Below are 20,151 nucleotides of genomic sequence, written 5' to 3'. Positions count from 1 at the left end.
AACCTAAGCATGCCAGAGGCTGGAACATAATGGTCTTTAACTAGAGAGAAAGAGGCTGGGACATAATGTAATGTCCCAGACCCTTTCAGCATCTTGGCAGTAGATGACTGATTTGAAAATGCGCTTGTATCAATCTTTTTTCAATTCTAGTCATCCTTGCCGGGGCGGGACGACGAAATCTTTTTATTCAAATTAGATTTCTGTCCCGCTCCCACATAATTAAATCTTTAGTTCCTCGCTATACAGTTAAAAGATGGCTGCTACGCAACAATCCTAATTACTTTCTAAACCCTCCCTATATTTAACCGTCAAACCAGTCATCGCAGTTTAGCTAATGATATTTTAAAATTATTTATACAATTTTTCGTATATTTATGATACAATCTTATCACTAGCTCTAATATAATCATTGTAAAGAATTCAGAAAATTACTAATTGAGGTGTTAATATGAAAGATAAGATTGTCTTAGCATATTCTGGTGGATTAGATACTAGCGTTGCAGTGCATTGGCTAATAGAGAAAGGGTACGATGTCGTAGCTTGTTGCTTAGATGTCGGAGAAGGTAAAGATTTAGATGTTGTCTATCAAAAAGCTCTTAATATGGGAGCCGTGGAATGCCATATCATCGACGCTACTGAGGAATTTAGTGACGAATACGTGAGTTATGCCATTAAAGGAAATCTCGAATACGAGCAAGCCTACCCTCTAGTGTCAGCTTTATCACGACCACTAATCTCTAAAAAGTTAGTGGAGATAGCTGAAAGAACAAATTCAATCGGTATCGCACACGGTTGTACCGGTAAAGGAAATGACCAAGTTCGTTTTGAAGTAGCTATCAAAGCTTTAAATCCTCATTTAAAAGTTTTTGCTCCTGTCAGAGAATGGGGTTGGAGTCGCGAAGAGGAGATAGATTATGCAAAGAAACACGATATCCCTCTACCAATTGAGCAAGATTCTCCTTATTCTATTGACCAAAACCTTTGGGGTAGAGCTAATGAATGTGGTGTGTTAGAAGATCCTTACGCAGCTCCGCCTGAAGACGCTTATGATTTAACTCGTTCACTTGAAGATTCCCCTGATAAAAGCGAAGAAATCGTTCTTCATTTTAAACAAGGCTTACCTGTTAAATTAAATGATGAACCTTTAACTTTAACTGAACTCATTTTGAAGCTAAATAAACTTGCAGGTAAACACGGTATCGGAAGAATCGATCATGTCGAGAATCGTTTAGTAGGTATCAAATCTAGAGAGGTGTACGAGACGCCTGGAGCTGAAGTAATTCAAAAAGCGCATAGAGCATTGGAAACGATCACTCTTACTAAAGATGTTGCTCATTTCAAACCCATCATAGAGAAGCAATTCTCAGAACAAGTATATAACGGTTTGTGGTTCTCACCTTTAACAGATAGTTTAAAAGCCTTTATCGATAGTACACAAACTTATGTTAGTGGCGACGTGCGTATTAAATTATACAAAGGTAACGCTATCGTGAATGGCCGTCGATCACCTTACACACTTTATAATGAGGAATTAGCAACTTATACGAAAGATGATGCGTTTAACCAGGATTCTTCTGTCGGCTTCATTGATATCTTCGGTCTTCCTACACAAGTGAACGCTATGCTGCATGGAGGTTATAATAATGAGTAAGAAAGCTTGGGGCGGTAGATTTAGCGAGCAACTCGAAGATTGGGTGGATGAGTTTAATGCTTCGATCCACTTTGACGAACAGTTAATAGAATATGATATTCAAGGAAGTATAGCCCACGCTACGATGTTAAGAGAACAACACATCATTTCTTCAGAAGATTGTGATGCAATCATTAATGGGCTTAATGAAATACTTCAAGACTACCAGAAAGGCGACATTGAATGGGAGGTTAGCTTGGAAGATATCCACCTCAATATTGAACACCAACTTATAGAGAGAATTGGAGACGCTGGTGGTCGCTTGCATACTGGTCGTAGTAGAAACGATCAAATCGCGACAGATATGCACCTTTATGCTAAGACCGAAGTCAAGCATATTATAGAACTTATTGAGATACTACAGAAAAGTATTGTTGCTATAGCTGAAGAACATGTTGATACAATTATGCCTGGCTACACACACCTGCAACGTGCTCAACCTATTTCTTTTGCACATCACATATTAACTTATGCTTGGATGTTGGAAAGAGATAAGTCACGTTTCGAAGATAGCTTGAAGAGAATTGATGTATCACCTCTAGGAGCAGCTGCCTTGAGTGGAACAACTTACCCGATTGATCGCGAAAGAACTCGTGATTTACTTGGCTTTGAAGATGTTTATCACAACAGTATAGATGCGGTGAGCGACAGAGACTATATTGTTGAGTCGTTAAATAATATTTCATTAACGATGGTACACCTTTCTCGTTTAGCGGAAGAAATCATATTTTGGTCTTCTACCGAGGCTGGGTTTATAACCCTATCAGATGCATTTTCAACTGGTTCTTCGATCATGCCTCAGAAGAAGAATCCAGATATGGCTGAACTTATTAGAGGTAAAGTAGGACGTACTTCAGGTCATTTAATGAGCATGTTGATGACGTTAAAAGGCTTGCCGCTTGCTTACAATAAAGATATGCAGGAAGACAAAGAAGGTCTCTTCGATTCTATACACACCCTTAAAGGAAGCTTACGTATCTTTGAAGGCATGTTAAATACGATGACAGTAAATACTGAACACCTTAAGAAACAAGTGCGTAAAGATTTCTCTAATGCAACAGAACTTGCGGATTACCTAGTAGCTAAAAATATCCCATTTAGGACAGCACATGAAATAGTAGGCAAACTCGTGTTATGGTGCACTCATCAAAATCTCTACCTGCTCGATGTACCGCTTGAGAAATATCAATCTGCACATCCGGCAATAGAAAGTGATATTTATGATTATCTCCAACCAGACAATTGTGTACGCCGTAGAACGAGCTTAGGGGCTACAGGTCAAGATGCAGTGAAAAAACAACTTAAAGCAATCAAAGCATTAATTTATTAAGTTTAATAAGAGTGAGACATAAAGTTGTTGTGATCTAGAGCCTGGGACATAAAGGGCTTTGACTAGAGAGAAAGAGGCTGGGACATAATGTAATGTCTCAGCCTTTTTCAGCATCTTGGCAGTAGATGACTGATTTGAAAATGCGCTTGTATCAAGCTTTTTTCAATTCTACTCATCCTTGCCGGGGCGGAACTACGAAATCTTTTTTTACTCAAATTAGATTTCTGTCCCGCTCCCTTTGGGGCCCACCCCAACTCTCTACGCTTGTAGAAACTGGTTTACCAGTTTCTCTGTGTTGGGGCCCCCTGCTCAAATCCTAAACGCTTTTGTCCCGACCTCAAAAAAACGGCTCTTTGTCAAAATAGGACGGGTTGGGTCGCCAGTCCTATTTAGTATAGATCCAAAAAAACACATGAGATAAGCGTTTAGCCCTCTCATGTGTCATAATACAACTATTTTCGTTTAAGCCCAACCGCGATAACGAGCCGCTTCCGCAGTACGTTTTAGTCCAACGATATACGCAGCTAGACGCATATCAATCTTACGGTTTTGAGATAATTCATAAATTGTATCAAAAGCTGTTGTGAGTTTGTCGCGTAATTTCTCATTTACCTCTTCTTCAGTCCAATAATAACCTTGGTTATTTTGAACCCATTCGAAGTAAGATACAGTCACTCCTCCAGCACTTGCAAGCACGTCTGGAACTAGTAGAACATCTCTTTCAGTCAAGATACGTGTAGCTTCTGGAGTCGTAGGTCCATTTGCAGCTTCAACCACAATTTCTGCTTTAATATCATTAGCATTATCAGCTGTAATTTGGTTAGCGATAGCTGCAGGCACTAAGATATCACAATCAATTTCGAATAGCTCTTTATTAGAGATAGTTTCATCAAAAAGGTTCGTTACTGTTCCGAAGCTATCTCTTCGATCGAGTAAATAATCAATATCTAATCCTTCAGGATCGTGTAAAGCACCGTAAGCATCTGAAATGCCGACAATCTTAGCTCCTAAATCATACAAGAACTTCGCTAAGAAACTACCTGCATTACCGAATCCTTGAATAACTACTCTTGAACCTTTAATTTCTTTATTCTTACGTTTTGCTGCTTGTTCAATTGCAATTACTACGCCTAACGCAGTTGAACGATCACGACCTTGAGAACCACCAAGTACTATTGGTTTACCTGTGATGAATCCTGGTGAATTAAATTTATCTAGCGAGCTGTATTCATCCATCATCCAAGCCATGATTTGTGAGTTTGTAAATACGTCTGGGGCTGGAATATCTTTAGTTGGTCCCACGAATTGAGATATGGCGCGAACATAGCCTCTTGATAGACGTTCAACTTCGTGGATACTCATTTGACGTGGGTCGCAAATAATACCACCTTTACCGCCACCATATGGTAAGTCGACGATACCACATTTCAATGTCATCCACATTGAGAGCGCTTTAACCTCTTCTTCGTCTACATCTGGATGGAAACGAACACCACCTTTAGTCGGGCCTACTGCATCATTGTGTTGAGCACGATACCCAGTGAAGGTTTTAACAGTTCCGTCATCCATTCTAACTGGAATACGAACTTGTAAGAATCTCAAAGGTTCTTTTACTAAATCGTACATTCCATCGTCAAACCCTAATTTATGCAATGCTTCTTTAATAATTTGTTGCGTAGAAGTAACTAAATTATTATTTTCAGTCATGATTCATTTCGCCTCTTTTTCGTAACTAATGATTTCGCTTTCATGCTAATTGTAACATATGTTATAGCTTTTTAAAGGCTCAGACCAAAGACAAACGAAATCGACAATATTCTTACTTTTATAAAAAGTAGGAAACTTGGCGATAGAACTTAAAATTCTATGTCTTCCGTAAGAAAGAACGCCACTCGGTTCTCTTCCTCACATATAGACACTGAACTGCTTACTAGAGCAAATTCTCATTCTACTAATTAGGAGCGGAACAACATTCACGAAATAATTTGAATCGTTGAACCGCTCCAGCATGAGAGATTGACAACGTAATAAGCATATAGTGACACACGTTTATTCTGAGCCATCTCTTGCCATTAGCGTCAATGTAAAATGTAATAAGAAATTCTTACTTATTCAAATTTAGTACTTACTTAGAAAACACTTTTTTCACTTTGTCAATTGCGAAGTCTAATTCTTCTTTAGAAATGATGAGTGGTGGAGCAAAACGAATAACTGTATCATGTGTTTCTTTACACAATAAGCCTTCTTCTTTAAGTGCTTCACAATAAGGTCTAGCACTCTCATGTAATTCGATACCAATAAATAATCCGCGTCCACGAACTTCTTTAATTACTGGATTATCAATCTTTTCTAATTCTGATTTGAAATAATCACCTAATTCACGTGAACGACCGGCCAAATCTTCGTCGATGAGCACATCGAGCGCAGCCATAGATACTGCACAAGCTAATGGATTACCACCAAATGTAGATCCATGTGAACCTGGAGTAAAGACGCCGAGTACTTCTTCATCAGCGAGGACTACAGATATTGGAAGCACGCCGCCACCTAAAGCTTTACCTAAGATGTAAACATCCGGTTTCACGTTATCCCAATCAGTCGCAAATAGTTTACCTGAACGGCAGAGTCCAGCTTGTATTTCATCAGCGATAAATAAGATGTTATGTTGATCACATAATTCTCTGATTTCCTTCAAATAACCTTCTGGTGGAACGTTGATACCTGCTTCCCCTTGGATAGGTTCAATGAGAATAGCAGCAGTGTTTTCATTAATCGCTTTCTTCACTTCTTCTATATTACCAAACTCAACTTTACGGAACCCATCTAATAAAGGTCCATAACCACGTTGATATTCTTTCTCAGATGATAGTGAAACTGGCGCCATAGTACGACCGTGGAAGTTACCATTAAAAGCGATAATTTCAGCTTTATTTGGCTCGATTTCTTTTTTCTCATATGCCCAACGGCGAGCTGCTTTTAACGCTGTTTCTACAGCCTCAGCACCCGTGTTCATCGGTAAGGCTTTTTCTTTGCCAGCTAGCTTACAAATTTTCTCGTACCATTCTCCTAAGTTATCGCTGTGAAAGGCACGTGAAACTAAAGTTGCTTTTTCAGCTTGATCTTTAAGTGCTTGTATAATCTTAGGGTGTCTATGACCTTGGTTTACAGCTGAATACGCTGACAGCATATCCATATATTTATTTCCTTCGGGATCTTTAACCCATACCCCTTCAGCTTCAGAAATTACGATGGGTAACGGAACATAGTTATGCGCCCCATAATGATTCGTTTGTTCAATAATTTCTTCAGTTTTTGTCATGATATCTCCCCTTCAGTATTAATTTAGGAACTTAATTCCAATTTTATCGTTACATTAAGCATAACTTATTTAGAACATAACTAAAACTATTTTATAAAAATTTATTTTCTCCTCGTTACAATTATATAGCAAGGACAAGTGTTGAAAGTCAAAAGGATAGTATATCAAGCGAATTTCTGTAGAAAATATTTATTTACAAATGTTCTGAAACTGTACGACCTTGCATGTGTAATACAAGATAATCAGGACCACCTGCTTTAGAATCTGTTCCTGACATTTTAAAGCCACCAAATGGTTGATAGCCAACTACTGCGCCAGTACACCCACGATTGAAGTATAAATTACCAACCATAAAGTCACGTCGTGCTTGTTCTAATTTCATACGGTTATTAGAAATGACAGCGCCCGTCAAACCGTATTCTGTGTTATTAGCGAACTCTATAGCTTGATCAAAATCTTTAGCTTTACTAAAACCAACAACCGGTCCAAAAATTTCCTCTTGCATAATGCGAGAATCATGTTCAAGATCAGCAAATACAGTAGGGTGGACGAAGTTACCTATTTCTTCGTCGACAGTACCACCTGTAACGAGGCGTCCTTCATCTCGACCAATTTCGATATAACCTTTAATCTTATCTAGTGATTTTTGATCGATGACTGGCCCCATAAAGTTAGAATGCTCTGCAGCATCGCCCACAGTAAGTTTTTCAGTTTGAGCTTTTACACGTTCAAGTAACTCATCGTAGATAGATTCTACAGCGATTACACGTGAACATGCAGAACATTTTTGACCAGAGAAACCAAACGCTGAATTTACAATCGCATCAGTAGCAGTATCTAAATTCGCTTCGCTATCAACAACGATCGTATCTTTACCGCCCATCTCTGCGATTACACGCTTCATGTGATTTTGTCCTTGTTGAATTTGAGCAGCACGTTGCATAATATCTGTGCCTACCTTCTTGGAACCAGTAAACGATATTAAACCAACATCTTTGTGCTCTATTAAATAATCACCAATATCCGCTGAAGAACCAGGTATCCAGTTAACCACACCCTTAGGCAAACCAGCTTCTTCTAACACTTCCATGAATTTATAAGAAATCACTGGCGTATTTGACGATGGTTTCAATAACACTGTATTCCCTGTTACCACTGGTGCTACTGTCGTACCAGCCATGATGGCATATGCAAAGTTCCAAGGTGAAATAACCACACTGACACCAATAGGTAAGTAATCATATTGATTGTATTCACCTGGACGACTTTCAACAGGTTTGCCATCTTTTAAACGCAGCATTTCTCGACCGTAGTATTCCATGAAATCAATCGCTTCGGCAGTATCCGCATCTGCTTCTTTCCACGGTTTACCGCCCTCTTTGGAAAGCAGCGCAGAGAATTCGTGTTTACGACGACGCGTTATTGCTGCTGCTCTAAATAGAATGTTAGCTCTTGTTTCAGGAGCTACGTTTCGCCATGTTTTAAATGCTTCTTTAGCCGCCTCAATAGCTTGTTGTGCGTGATCTTTAGTTGCTTTAGAAACGTAGCCAATCGTTTCTTCTCGCTTCGAAGGGTTGTAAGAGCGTGTTGTATCATCAGTATAAATACGTTCACCATTTATTATTAACGGATAAGTTTGACCAAGCTCTTTTTCTACTTTATGGAGTGCTTGATTATAAGCCTCAATATTTTCTTCTTTAGTAAAGTCTGTAAAAGGTTCATGTTTATAAGGAATCATGTTGTCTCCTCCTCTGTAGTATTTTTTTGTAAACCCTTACATCTATAATACACTTTTCCCTAAGAACAACAAGCTCATTTTGTGTGAAATTTGAAATATTTTCTCAAATTTAGTTAGGAACCTATAATAAAAAAGAACAGGAGCAAGGGAGCGGGACTACGAAATCTTTCTAGTCAAATTAGATTTCTGTCCCGCTCCCCACTCCTGCTCCGAGTTAAGAGCGAAATAACTTTATCGTTTACTACTACAAGTTCAACTTAAGCGTTAAGCATTTATAAACGCTATCAGTTTGTATGAATACTTTATAGCTTCTGTCATCACCCATTCTACTACGCTTTAACAGAGTTACTTATTATCTTTGCGTGGTAACGGATAGAAACCATCATCAAATTGTTTCCATAGTTTAGGTGGTAAATCATGTCGATCTTCTCGTTCAGGGTCATACATATTTACGATTTCTTTGATTCTATCGTCTTTAATCTTTTCAATAAAACGATAATCTAACAGTATTTCTCTGCCTAAAGCAATAAATTCAATATTACCTGTTTGAATAGCTGTTAAAGCATCTTCAGGTGTGAAAATAGAACCTATTCCTATAAGAGGCATTTTGCCACCAATCCACTGATGAAGTAGGTCGATACGTTTCTCACCTTGATACTTACCTTCACGCGTCTTAGAATGCACGTCCATGAGTGATACATGTAAGTAATCAAGGGATTGCTCTCTAAGCATTTCAATTAATGATTGCGTAATTTCCATTGTAATTCTTGGCGATTCAGCTTCTTCCGGTGAAAATCTATAACCTACAATGAATTGATCATCTGCATAGGCGTTAACTGTTGAGAGTACTTCTTCTACTACTCGTTTCGCAAATAATAACTTATCTTTACCCCATTTATCATCGCGACGGTTATAATACGGTGAGACGAATTGATGTATGAGATAATGGTTAGCCCCATGTATTTCAACTCCATCAAAGCCTGCTTCGATAGCGCGACGGGTAGCTTCACCAAAGTCTTTGATCGTTTGTTCTATTTCATCGTCGGTAATGGGACGAGCATGATGCGCTTCCTTGGAACCAAAGCTTTTCAAATCTATTTCAGATGGTGCTACTACGTCTCCTTGAGGAGTTAAATGTGGCAATGATTGTGCCCCTCCGTGATGAATTTGTACTAACGCCTTTGCTCCGTGTTCTTTCATCGCTTTAGCTAGCTTTTTAAGGCCCTCAATATCAGAGTCTCGTGCTATAGAAGGTTGCCCTGGAAATGCCTTTCCTACTCCATTAACGTTACTAGCAGCACTAATAGCCAAACCTACATCTTTAGAGCGCTGACGCATATAATCAATTTCTTCCTCAGAAGTAGTCCCATCGTCATTAGATGAAATATGTGTAAGGGGTGCGAGCGCGAAACGATTTTTTATTTTAACACCATTCGGTAATTCAACTTCTTCAAATAACGGCTTGAACTTATTATTCATATGTCGAGTCCTCCATCCATAATCTATATCCATGTGCATACATTGTTACCTAACACATTTCCGCTTCTATAAAAAAACTTTATTGGGAGCGGGACAGAAATCTAATTTGAATAAAAAAGATTTCGTAGTCCCGCCCCGGCAAAGATGGCTAGAATTGAAAAAAGCTTGATACAAGTGCTTTTTCATATCAGTCATCTACTGCCGATATGTTGAAGAGGCTGGGATATATGTCTCAGTTTCTCTGTGTTGGGGCCCCACCCCAACTCGCATTGCTGGTGGAAACTGATGAATCAGTTTCTTTGTGTTGGGGCCCCTGCTCAAATCCTTAAAGCTTTTGTCCCGACCTCGTACTTATCTCTGTAGTTATAAATGTCTATACCAACAACTAGAAGGAGATTATACGCTCATAGTTAACGTTAAATCAAAATAACTGCTTATTAGAAATGAAACGAGATGTGTACTTAATGTTCATCATTTAACAGAATTTATATGAGTTCAAGAGTGGGCACCTACTACATATTACGGGTCGCAAAAAGAGTCTAAACAAGATTATGACAAGCAAGAGATCGATGAAATATAACAAAAGTGGATGATGTGGTTGATAAAGGGAAATGCACGTTAAACATTTGGTTACTTGAGCATAATCAATACAATAATAAGGAGGTTGAGACCTCACGTTGCAGTGCTTTGGGAAAGCGATGAATGGCATCCCCAAAGCAGGATTGTCGACAGAAACGCTCCCTCTTTGTTGGGGCCCACCCCAACTCGCAGTGCTTGTAGAAACTGATTTACCAGTTTCTCTGTGTTGGGGCCCCACCCCAACTCGCATTGCTGGTGGAAACTGATGAACCAGTTTCTTTGTGTTGGGGCCCCGGCTCACATCCTAAACGCTTTTGTCCTGACCTCCTCTGTTAAGTTAATTGCAGCAAATCTTTTGTCTCTATGATTTAGCGCCCTCTTTTACTGCATTATAAATAGGCGTGTTTTCTTGAACTCCAAATTTTTTACCAAAGTCAGGACTTTTAGGGTCTTCGTTTAAATGATCGTATTTAAATACGCCCCAATTCCCTCCTCCTTGAACATCATTGTTCCAAATGGTCCATGACAAATTATTGTTATTTGCTTTATTTATAATGTGTTGCAAATCACCTGAATTTGCCTTTGGACCGCCTTTCATTGGTTCAATGTTAAATTCACCTAAATAACTTGGTACGTTAAAATGACTATTCTTAATGCTATCTAATTTTTTATCAAAAGATTCTCTCACACTGTGATCATATTTAGTAGCATAATTGTGATACTCATATACCAAGTTGTTAGCTGAGTCATTATAATATGAAGGAGACTTCATATTTTCTGGATTCCAAACTGCCTCTAAAAAGATAATGTGATTATCTCCTGCATCTCTAATTGATTTGACAGCTTGTTTATAGAAAGATTGGACTTGGTCATCACTTGATCCTCCTTCACCTTTCGGTTCGTTTAAGACATCATAACCTGCAACTGCACTTTCATTCTTGTAATGCTCGGCTAATTTATATAATATTTCTTTGGCTTTTCCTTGAGCATTCGGATCGTCCCAGAAATGACCGACATTATTATTACCTCGATTTTTATCAGCTGAATGTTCAGCTCCGTTTTGTGAGTTTGGCGTCCCATGAAAATCTAGAATGACATACAGCCCATGCGCTTTGGCTTTTTGTACAAATTGATCAATCGCCTCAAAAGAGTGCTTTGTTACTTTGACATCGTCCGGATTCATTCCTTTTTTATAATTGGTTAAATTTATATAATTAATCGGTAGTCTAATTGTATTTAGCCCCATATCTTGCACTCTTTGGAAATCTTCGTCAGTCCAATGATTATTAGCGTAAGTATTTAACTTTTTCTTAGCTTCTTTGGGACCAAAGTCATCGTCGAACTTTTCTTTTAATCCTTTATACGTTTTTTCTGCATCAGGCTTCGGATAATTTTTATATTGCTTGGCAGTTATACCGCCTAAATAGCCTTCAGTTGTAAAGGCATTCCCTGCATTTACTCCTTTGAGTTGGAAATTCTGTCCATCTCTTTGAATTTCCTTGCCTTTCGTTTGAAGGGGGCTCATATCTTCAGCATGCGCTGATTGTGATAATAATGTAGTTAAAGCTGTTGCAGTTAAAATTGAACTAAGCAATGTCTTTTTCATTTATATTACTCCTCGTATAATAAGTTTTAATTTCTTATTTAAATTTGATTTGGATATTCTTGAGTGTTCCTAGATAATGAACCTATTGGCCGAAAGGACTCTAAAATAGGTATGGCTAATAACTCCTTTTATTTTAATTCAAAGATGCTAAGTCTTTATCATTGAAATTATTCAATTTATTTTGATCTAAATGAAAGTCTGTTTGATTCATATTAAAATCTAATGGCAGTTTTAAATCGAAGTTGCTTTTCTTAATTTGATTTATTTGGAATTTTAAGCGATCAGTTGTCCCTTCAGTATCCATGTCTCTACCTTCTTTTTTAGCTTCTTCATTCTCAGCATTTATGGCATCATACCGTTTGCCCACAAAGTTTTGTAGATAAGTAGCTTCATCTCCACCTTGAGAAGGCGGTTTAATACCGTTTTCTATAGCATGTGCACGCAGATCTTCAAAACTCCAATTACTCATTGAAGCACTAGGGTCTCTACCCGGCCCATGTTTGACCAGTGCATCGAAGTAAATATATTGACCGAGTTGACCCAAACCGTCTTTTTTAGCAAATTTAACTGCATCGTTCATACACTCTTTTTTTACTTCATAATTTTGAGCTTTAACAAAATTATCATGATCATGATCAAAAGCATTGAACCAATCTTTTCTCAATTTATCTTCACTAAGATGACTCATATTATCTTTATCACCAGATAATGGATTATTCGGTGATATTTGATTATAGTAATTTAACATGTCTTTCATATCTCCGTTGCCTGAGGTAAATCCAATTATACCAGCTGTTATACCTCGACCATCATCTTCGTCTCCTGAAACGGATCTATAGTTTGAAGAATAGTTTAAATTTGAATCTTCTGCGGCTCCCACTAAAGCGAAGCAACGTTTTCTAAGGTCAAAGTTCTTATCCATGTAATTATTGTCGTTTACATTGCTAGCTTTTTGAGAAGATTGCTTTAATGCATGTTGATCGTGTTGTTCTTGTGCGTGCACTGCACTTGTTAACGGACTTAATGTCGATAGTGCAATGGCACTCGATAATGCAATTTTCATCGTATACTTCATTTCAATTCTCCTTTTAACCTATAAAGTTTTCACATGCGCTCAAAATTCTATTATTTTGTAAATACAAAGCTCCTACATACATATAAGAATAAGCAGACCCTCTTTCTCAAAAAATAGTTAGCTTTACTAACAAATAAAGTATAATTCACGAATTTAATTCTCTACAACTAAAGAAAACGTTTTCTATTAAATGTTAATAGAATCTTTATAGGAGATTAATTTTATTAACACTAGTTCAACATTCGTTTTACAAAATATTTCTTATATTCTATAATTTTTATTTCGTACGGCGATCTATTTAAACTGACCGCTTCCTATAATGAACGACATACAATACACACTGTTAGATGGGATTAAGGTTTTAAAAGGGTTATTGCGTTTAATGTAATAAATATTATTTATTTTGATAGGAGTCTATAGTAGAAAATCATTTATAAAGCGGAGTGTATGCAAGCACCAGTAAACTTTATGTCTCAACCACTCAAAAGTAACCTGACAAGTCAAATTTGACTAAAAATCCGTTTTCGTAAGTTAAATATCTTGCTTATAAAAGAGAGCGGGACAGAAATCTAATTTGAATAAAAAGATTTCTGTCCCGCTCCCTCTAACTGTTTGACTATTCGTCTTTGATTGCTTCTTTGGACTGTTCGATCCAAACCGGCAAGCGTTCTTTAATTGTTTGAAACCCGTATTTCTCGGTTTCTCTTATATCATCTAATACTGAACGTTTTCCTTTCTTACGTTCATAATTTTTAAAGTATTTATTATCTTTTAAAGACAGATTAAGCTTACCTTCGTCATCTATCGAAATAATCTTAGCTCTCACAATCTGTCCTATGGATAAAAATTTCTTCAAGTTATGCACATAATCGTCCATCACTTCTGAAATGTGAATTAAACCTTCAGTATTATCAGGGGTTTCAACAAATGCGCCATACGGTTGAATTCCAGTCACACGAACTTTAATATGTTGACCTACTTTATAGTATGAGTTCAACGTAATAACCCCTTATGCGTTTTAGTACCATATACATCATAGCATAAAACAATAATAATAAACTAATATTAGAGTGAAAGACTGTGAATTTTTCTAAATTAATTCAATAAGAGGTTCACTTCAATACGTTCGCTAACGTGTAAAGTCTAACTTACTCATAGCTATTTACAATTTAATCTACTACTTCAATGTCTTCGATGACTACATCATGCACTGGTTTATCTTGAGCTCCTACTCGAGTTGAAGCGATATCTTCAAGTGTAGCTTTACCTTCAATTAATTGTCCAAACACGCTATGACGTTGATCTAACCAAGGTGTTCCACCTTTGTCTGCATAAGCTTTGACAATGGGTTCAGGCCACCCTCCATCAGTGAGTTGGCTCAACATAGATTCAGGTACTTCTTTCATCTGCACTATAAAGAATTGTGAGCCATTTGTATTAGGTCCTGCGTTCGCCATGGATAAAGCACCGTATAAATTAAAGGCCTGCTCTGAAAATTCATCTTCGAATGGACTACCATAAATACTTTCACCGCCCATACCAGTCGCAGTAGGGTCGCCCCCTTGTACCATAAAGTCTTCAATTACTCTATGAAAAGTAACGCCATTATAGTAACCATTTTTAGCGTGTGTTACGAAATTTTCTACAGTTTTAGGTGCTATGTAAGGAAATAATTTGAAAGTCATATCTCCCTTATTAGTACGCATGATAACCTTAATATCATTCTCTTGAATGTCTTTATTTAATTGAGGATACTTCGTCATTTTAACTCTCCATTTCATGTTAATATATTAATTGTATCTTACCATACATAGAAAGGAAGAATCATATGAAATTATATCGCTTTGCTCATAAAACGGGTGTGTACGGCGTGAGTATTGTAGAGGAACATGAGAATCGCGTTCTTGTACAGGTGGAGCAAGTCATCAAACATCCTAAACAAGGAGACTTGCACAATCCTAAAGAAACGTCTGGCGTATTCTTTCATGAACGTAAGGCGTTAAGTCAATATGAGAAACGCTATGCTTCACCTTCACAACTAAAAGCTTTCGATGTACAGGAGCTACCTTACAAAGCTTCTTTACAACAAGCGATAAGTGAATTAGAAGCAAAGTTAACAGAAAAAAATGACGCTCATGCAAAATTGTCATTAAAGAATTTGAACCAATTAAAAGCCGATTATGCAACTCAATATAAATGTGATTTCGAGTAAGAACATGTCCCCTTCTAATCATTAATAAACCTTATAACAATACCTTAAAGAAACGTGTTTTTCAGATCAGAATCATTAATGTATAATGTACTTAAATGCAAATTTTCATTTAATGTGAATTAGAGTAGACGCTCAACATATCTTTAGGTATTCTCAAGAGCAATTTCACTTGGAAACGTGTCGAGTTTATACATATTTATATTACTGTTTTAATGCGTGTAACATGTGATAGGAAACCGTGCTTTTAAAGATACTACAACATTATGGGGGATCAACTAGGTAGTTACTTATTATATTTATTCACAATTCTATTTATGGCAGTCATCTCGTCATCAATGTCATTCTACCTCATTCGTATCTTAGGATGATACTGCATAGTAACGTGAACATGACGAGATAGATAGTCTACATTAGATATAGAAAATTTGTGGCTTTCAGGGCATATGTTCTTAAGGAGGGAAATTATGAGTTGGATTCACGTAGCCATATTACTTCCACTCATCTTTGCTATTATCATACCGATCATTTACCGATTGTATAAGAAGATTCATCTCGGTTGGTTTGTATTACCAGTTCCGCTAGTTATATTTATCTATTTCTTAACTTTTATTAATAAGACTTCTTCCGGAGGCCAGGTTATTCAACGACTAAATTGGATGCCGCGCTTCGGTATGAACTTTGACGTCAATATAGATGGTCTAGGATTATTGTTTAGCTTACTTATTACAGGAATAGGTAGTCTCGTAGTTCTCTATTCCATAGGCTATTTGAGTAAGAGTGAGCAACTTGGTAACTTCTATTGTTACCTCTTGCTCTTTATGGGTGCTATGCTTGGCGTAGTACTTGCAGATAATATCATTATGCTGTATTTATTTTGGGAGCTAACTTCGTTCTCAAGTTTCCTATTAATATCCTTTTGGAGAACGAAAGCTAAGTCAATATATGGTGCTCAGAAGTCATTAATCATAACCGTGTTTGGAGGCCTATCTTTATTAGGTGGACTTATCTTACTTTCGATTGCAGGGAACACGACAAGTTTGCAGACTCTCATTGACAAAGTAGCAGAAATCCACAATAGCCCTTTCTTCATTTTAGCAATGATATTTATCATCATAGGTGCGATCACTAAATCTGCTCAAGTTCCATTCTATATCTGGTTGCCAGACGCGATGGAAGCGCCTACTCCTGTTAGTGCATACTTGCATTCAGCAACAATGGTCAAAGCTGGTTTGTATCTCATTGCTAGAGTTACACCTATATTTGCAATTTCAGAAGGCTGGGTATGGACTGTAACAGTGGTTGGATTAGCAACGTTATGTTGGGCTTCTCTAAACGCTACTAAGCAAGAAGACCTAAAGGGTATCCTTGCTTTTTCTACTGTATCGCAACTTGGAATGATCATGTCAATGCTAGGCATAGGAGCTATAAGTTATCACTTTCACGGTTCAGATAGCTCCATCTATGTAGCTGCTTATACTGCAGCAGTATTCCACTTAATCAATCACGCAACGTTTAAAGGTGCCCTATTTATGATTACAGGTGCTGTTGATCACAGTACTGGGACGCGTAACGTTAAGAAATTAGGCGGATTAATGACTGTCATGCCTATATCGTTTACGCTTACAATCATCACTGCTTTAAGTATGGCTGGCCTGCCCCCATTCAACGGCTTTCTTTCTAAAGAAAGCTTTATCGAGAGTATGATCCAGGCGACTCATGCCAATATATTTAGCTTAAATACTTTAGGTATCATATTACCTATCATCGCAATAGTAGGAAGTATTTTTACTTTCGTCTACTCAGTCCGATTTATAGGTCAAATATTCCTTGGTAAGTACAACCCAGAACGATTGCCTCATAGCGCTCATGAAGCTTCACCACTCATGCTTATCTCACCGATCATTTTAGCTATACTGGTAGTCGTATTTGGATTCGCTCCACAACTGCTAACGGGGAGTGTGATTGAGCCGGCAGCTAATGCGCTTACCCACACGAACAACATCACTGCTGAATTTAAATTTTTCCATGGCTTTACACCAGCGTTTTTCTCAACACTCATCATTTATGTTATCGGTATCGTGCTCATCTTGTCTTTTGCTTATTGGGTCAAATTATTGCAAGCACAACCTAAGGCGTTCACATTTAATCACTGGTATGACAGTGCAGGTCGTATGGTTCCGGGATTATCATCACGCTTTACTAATAGCTATGTTACGGGTTATTCCCGCGATAATTTGATACTTATTCTACTGTCATTAATTGTTATTACTGTTGTAACTTTGATAGCGTCACCTTTCAGTATTCACTTTAGTAATATTAGTCCTGTAAGACCTTACGAGCTTGGAATTATCATCATTATTATTACAGCGTCTTCGATGATTATCTTCGCTCGTTCTCGGTTGTTTAGTATTATCATGGCAAGCGCTGTCGGTTATTCAGTAGCTATATTCTTTATTTTCTTTAGCGCACCAGATTTAGCATTGACACAATTTGTAGTCGAAACGATTTCAACTGCTTTATTCCTATTGTGCTTTTATCATTTACCTAACCTTAACCGACATAAAGAAACACGTGCATTTAAGACAACTAATGCGATCGTGTCTATCCTAACTGGAGCTGTAGTCACGATCTTAGGTCTCATCGCATATGGCAACCGTCACTTCGCCTCAATCGGGGCTTACTACAAAGCGCACGTCCATGATCTAGCTCATGGTAAAAATATTGTCAACGTGATACTTGTAGATTTCCGTGGTACCGATACATTGTTTGAGTCTTCGGTGCTAGGTATTGCTGGTATCGGTGTCTACACAATGATTAAGTTAAAGATGAATTCTAAGCAAGAAGCCAAAGGAGGTCAGACCAATGAACAAACAGAAAGGTAATCTCATCTTTCAATATACAGCAATACTAATATTCTTTCTTATAGTATTGTTTGGTCTCTCCCTCTTTCTTGCAGGACATTACACACCTGGTGGCGGTTTCGTAGGTGGTTTGATTCTATCAAGTGCCTTAGTGATTATCGCTGTAGCCTTTGATGTTAAAACGATGCGTAAGATTTATCCGTGGGACTTTAAGATCCTTATCGGTATCGGTCTCTGTTTCTGTGCCGCCACACCGATGGCAAGTTGGTTATATCACAAGAATTTCTTTACGCATAAACCTTTCGAAGTCCCACTTGGTTTCTTAGAACCTATGGGGTTACACACTGCGACATTCTTCGACTTAGGAGTTATGTTGGCAGTTATAGGTACAGTTATGACTATAATATTGACGATTGGAGAGAATGAGTAATGGAAATAATAATGATTTTTGTTTGTGGCATTCTTACTGCAATAAGTGTCTATCTCATTCTGTCTAAAAGTCTTATTCGAATCATAATCGGAACAACACTTCAAACGCATACAGCCAATTTATTCTTAATTACTATGGGTGGCTTAAAGAAAGGGACCGTTCCAATTTACGAAAAAGGTACTCACTCATACGTAGACCCAATTCCACAAGCTTTAATCTTAACAGCGATAGTAATTTCCTTTGCGGTTACAGCCTTTTTCCTAGTCTTAGCATTTAGAAGCTACAAAGAACTAGGAACTGACAACGTGGAACAAATGAAAGGAGTGTTAAAAAATGATCACGAGTAACTTATTAGTTAGTTTACTCCTCATCCCTATCTTTACAGCACTAATACTCCTTTTTATCGGGCAAAGACCTATAATTAAACGTTATGTAGCACTCGGTGGGACGTTATTGACACTTGTGTTTGCAATAATAAACTTTCTAAATGTATGGAAAAATGGACCTATAAAGCTAGAATTAGGTTCGTGGAAAGCACCATATAGTATAGTCTTTGTACAAGACTTATTTAGCTCACTGCTCGTTATTACTAGCCTGGTCATTACAGCGTTAATCATACTCTATTCTTATAAATCAATAGGTATCGAACGTGAGACATATTATTACTATTTCTCCATAATGTTTATGATCACAGGTGTAATTGGCGCATTTATTACAGGAGACATCTTTAACTTATTTGTCTTCTTCGAGGTCTTCCTAATTGCGTCTTACATTCTTCTTGTAATTGGCGGCACAGAAATACAATTGAGCGAAACAATCAAATATGTGTTGGTTAACGTGACGAGCTCGGCTTTCTTTGTTATCGCGGTAGGTATATTATACTCTGTCGTCGGAACGTTGAATATGGCCGATATTAGTGAAAAACTCAACCATCTATCATCACAACAACACGGACTTGTGAATATAGTTTACATCATGTTTATATTTGTATTCGCAACTAAAGCCGGCGTCTTCCCTATGTACGTATGGCTACCTGGAGCTTACTATGCGCCACCCGTAGCTATCATCGCTTTCTTTGGTGCATTACTCACCAAAGTAGGCGTTTATGCTATAGCACGTACAAGTAGTTTATTCTTTAACGATACTTCAAGTTTTGCGTTCTACTTAATACTATTTGTAGCTTTATTAACAATTATCTTTGGTTGTGTGGGAGCAGTAAGCTTTTACGATACTAAACAAATTATTCTCTATAATATTATGATTGCAATAGGCGTTATTCTCGTTGGTGTAGCAATGATGAGTAAGACGGGGATGATTGGAGCAATATATTACACCATTCACGATATGTTAGTTAAAGCCTCATTGTTCTTGCTCATTGGCATTATGGCTAAAATTACCAAGACTAACGATTTGAAGCAATATGGCGGCCTCATTAAGCACTATCCAGTATTGGGCTGGACTTTCTTCATTGCCGCTTTAAGCTTAGCCGGTATTCCACCCTTGAGTGGATTCTACGGTAAATACTACATCGTCCAAGCTACCTTTGAGAAAGGTTTCTATATCAGCGGTATCGTAGTATTGCTCTCAAGCCTGGTCGTCCTCTATTCGGTTATACGCATTTTCTTAAAAGGCTTCTTCGGCGAATCTAAAGGATATGAATATAAACCGCAGTTGCAATATAGAGGCTTGTTAACTATAGCTATCACTTCCGTTGTGCTAACTGTTCTATTCGGTTTATCCGCTGATTTACTCTACCCAGTAGTGAAAGAGGCGGCTATGTCATTCTATGATCCGAGCGTATATATTGATAGTGTATTGGGGGATAAATAATT

At 37.7% G+C, this 20,151-nt stretch carries 17 protein-coding genes; 7 read left to right on the top strand and 10 right to left on the bottom strand.

The annotated features are described in order from the left end of the window. Positions 1-448 precede the first annotated feature (448 nt). Entirely contained in the window at positions 449-1,651 is a 1,203-nt protein-coding gene (locus N9R04_RS04640) for an argininosuccinate synthase (protein WP_262855382.1), read from the top strand. Then, the gene (gene argH, locus N9R04_RS04635; protein WP_262855381.1) at positions 1,644-3,020 is read left to right on the top strand and encodes an argininosuccinate lyase; all 1,377 of its coding nucleotides are present in this window, start codon (positions 1,644-1,646) and stop codon (positions 3,018-3,020) included. Before N9R04_RS04640 ends, argH begins: the two co-directional genes overlap by 8 nt. A gap of 462 nt (positions 3,021-3,482) precedes the next feature. On the opposite strand, the gene N9R04_RS04630 is transcribed toward argH, so the two are convergent. The 10 genes from N9R04_RS04630 to N9R04_RS04585 all read right to left on the bottom strand — a co-directional run bounded on the left by N9R04_RS04630 (position 3,483) and on the right by N9R04_RS04585 (position 14,579). After that, the gene (locus tag N9R04_RS04630; protein WP_262855380.1) at positions 3,483-4,727 is read right to left on the bottom strand and encodes a Glu/Leu/Phe/Val family dehydrogenase; all 1,245 of its coding nucleotides are present in this window, start codon (positions 4,725-4,727) and stop codon (positions 3,483-3,485) included. 418 nt (positions 4,728-5,145) lie between these two features. Then, complete coding sequence (locus N9R04_RS04625; RefSeq protein WP_262855379.1) at positions 5,146-6,339, bottom strand: ornithine--oxo-acid transaminase; 1,194 nt, start codon at positions 6,337-6,339, stop codon at positions 5,146-5,148. 193 nt (positions 6,340-6,532) lie between these two features. Then, entirely contained in the window at positions 6,533-8,077 is a 1,545-nt protein-coding gene (pruA, locus tag N9R04_RS04620) for an L-glutamate gamma-semialdehyde dehydrogenase (RefSeq protein ID WP_262855378.1), read from the bottom strand. 345 nt (positions 8,078-8,422) lie between these two features. Further along, positions 8,423-9,556, bottom strand: coding sequence for an NADH-dependent flavin oxidoreductase (locus tag N9R04_RS04615; protein WP_262855377.1), 1,134 nt, complete (start codon positions 9,554-9,556; stop codon positions 8,423-8,425). Between the two features lie 195 nt (positions 9,557-9,751). Further along, positions 9,752-9,877: a hypothetical protein gene (locus tag N9R04_RS04610; RefSeq protein ID WP_262855376.1), complete on the bottom strand. Its 126-nt coding sequence runs from the start codon at positions 9,875-9,877 to the stop codon at positions 9,752-9,754. Positions 9,878-10,031: 154 nt separating this feature from the next. Continuing rightward, the gene (locus N9R04_RS04605; RefSeq protein WP_262855375.1) at positions 10,032-10,436 is read right to left on the bottom strand and encodes a hypothetical protein; all 405 of its coding nucleotides are present in this window, start codon (positions 10,434-10,436) and stop codon (positions 10,032-10,034) included. A gap of 60 nt (positions 10,437-10,496) precedes the next feature. After that, entirely contained in the window at positions 10,497-11,741 is a 1,245-nt protein-coding gene (locus N9R04_RS04600; RefSeq protein WP_262855373.1) for a glycoside hydrolase family 5 protein, read from the bottom strand. A gap of 133 nt (positions 11,742-11,874) precedes the next feature. Further along, positions 11,875-12,816, bottom strand: a complete 942-nt coding sequence (locus tag N9R04_RS04595) for a chitosanase (protein ID WP_262855371.1) — start codon at positions 12,814-12,816, stop codon at positions 11,875-11,877. A 616-nt stretch (positions 12,817-13,432) separates the two neighbouring features. Next, a complete protein-coding gene (gene ygs, locus N9R04_RS04590) occupies positions 13,433-13,813 on the bottom strand; it encodes a S1 domain-containing post-transcriptional regulator Ygs (protein WP_262855370.1) in 381 nt (126 codons plus the stop codon). A 172-nt stretch (positions 13,814-13,985) separates the two neighbouring features. Continuing rightward, positions 13,986-14,579, bottom strand: a complete 594-nt coding sequence (locus N9R04_RS04585) for a peptidylprolyl isomerase (RefSeq protein ID WP_262855369.1) — start codon at positions 14,577-14,579, stop codon at positions 13,986-13,988. 65 nt (positions 14,580-14,644) lie between these two features. On the opposite strand from N9R04_RS04585, the gene kapB reads away from it, so the two are divergent. The 5 genes from kapB to N9R04_RS04560 all read left to right on the top strand — a co-directional run bounded on the left by kapB (position 14,645) and on the right by N9R04_RS04560 (position 20,149). Beyond that, positions 14,645-15,028, top strand: coding sequence for a sporulation phosphorelay system protein KapB (gene kapB / locus N9R04_RS04580; protein ID WP_262855368.1), 384 nt, complete (start codon positions 14,645-14,647; stop codon positions 15,026-15,028). 464 nt (positions 15,029-15,492) lie between these two features. Further along, complete coding sequence (locus N9R04_RS04575) at positions 15,493-17,910, top strand: Na+/H+ antiporter subunit A (protein WP_262855367.1); 2,418 nt, start codon at positions 15,493-15,495, stop codon at positions 17,908-17,910. Further along, positions 17,891-18,319, top strand: a complete 429-nt coding sequence (locus tag N9R04_RS04570) for a Na(+)/H(+) antiporter subunit B (RefSeq protein ID WP_262855366.1) — start codon at positions 17,891-17,893, stop codon at positions 18,317-18,319. Before N9R04_RS04575 ends, N9R04_RS04570 begins: the two co-directional genes overlap by 20 nt. Further along, positions 18,319-18,666: a Na+/H+ antiporter Mnh1 subunit C gene (gene mnhC1, locus N9R04_RS04565; RefSeq protein WP_262855365.1), complete on the top strand. Its 348-nt coding sequence runs from the start codon at positions 18,319-18,321 to the stop codon at positions 18,664-18,666. The genes N9R04_RS04570 and mnhC1 overlap by 1 nt, the downstream gene beginning before the upstream one ends. Beyond that, complete coding sequence (locus N9R04_RS04560) at positions 18,653-20,149, top strand: Na+/H+ antiporter subunit D (RefSeq protein ID WP_262855364.1); 1,497 nt, start codon at positions 18,653-18,655, stop codon at positions 20,147-20,149. Before mnhC1 ends, N9R04_RS04560 begins: the two co-directional genes overlap by 14 nt. The last annotated feature ends 2 nt before the right edge of the window (positions 20,150-20,151 follow it).

Origin of the sequence: Staphylococcus marylandisciuri, assembly GCF_025519785.1 — a bacterium.
GTDB lineage: Bacteria > Bacillota > Bacilli > Staphylococcales > Staphylococcaceae > Staphylococcus > Staphylococcus marylandisciuri.
The sequence above is the reverse complement of the archived record's forward strand: the minus strand, read 5'-3'. Positions and strand labels throughout refer to the sequence as shown.

Excerpts from the sequence above, each read along its gene's own strand:
- argH (WP_262855381.1), top strand. The coding sequence starts at position 1,644 with ATGAGTAAGAAAGCTTGGGGCGGTAGATTTAGCGAGCAACTCGAAGAT.
- mnhC1 (WP_262855365.1), top strand. The coding sequence starts at position 18,319 with ATGGAAATAATAATGATTTTTGTTTGTGGCATTCTTACTGCAATAAGT.
- N9R04_RS04570 (WP_262855366.1), top strand. The coding sequence starts at position 17,891 with ATGAACAAACAGAAAGGTAATCTCATCTTTCAATATACAGCAATACTA.
- N9R04_RS04600 (WP_262855373.1), bottom strand. The coding sequence starts at position 11,741 with ATGAAAAAGACATTGCTTAGTTCAATTTTAACTGCAACAGCTTTAACT.
- N9R04_RS04630 (WP_262855380.1), bottom strand. The coding sequence starts at position 4,727 with ATGACTGAAAATAATAATTTAGTTACTTCTACGCAACAAATTATTAAA.
- pruA (WP_262855378.1), bottom strand. The coding sequence starts at position 8,077 with ATGATTCCTTATAAACATGAACCTTTTACAGACTTTACTAAAGAAGAA.
- N9R04_RS04615 (WP_262855377.1), bottom strand. The coding sequence starts at position 9,556 with ATGAATAATAAGTTCAAGCCGTTATTTGAAGAAGTTGAATTACCGAAT.
- N9R04_RS04595 (WP_262855371.1), bottom strand. The coding sequence starts at position 12,816 with ATGAAGTATACGATGAAAATTGCATTATCGAGTGCCATTGCACTATCG.
- kapB (WP_262855368.1), top strand. The coding sequence starts at position 14,645 with ATGAAATTATATCGCTTTGCTCATAAAACGGGTGTGTACGGCGTGAGT.
- N9R04_RS04560 (WP_262855364.1), top strand. The coding sequence starts at position 18,653 with ATGATCACGAGTAACTTATTAGTTAGTTTACTCCTCATCCCTATCTTT.
- N9R04_RS04585 (WP_262855369.1), bottom strand. The coding sequence starts at position 14,579 with ATGACGAAGTATCCTCAATTAAATAAAGACATTCAAGAGAATGATATT.
- N9R04_RS04640 (WP_262855382.1), top strand. The coding sequence starts at position 449 with ATGAAAGATAAGATTGTCTTAGCATATTCTGGTGGATTAGATACTAGC.
- N9R04_RS04575 (WP_262855367.1), top strand. The coding sequence starts at position 15,493 with ATGAGTTGGATTCACGTAGCCATATTACTTCCACTCATCTTTGCTATT.
- N9R04_RS04625 (WP_262855379.1), bottom strand. The coding sequence starts at position 6,339 with ATGACAAAAACTGAAGAAATTATTGAACAAACGAATCATTATGGGGCG.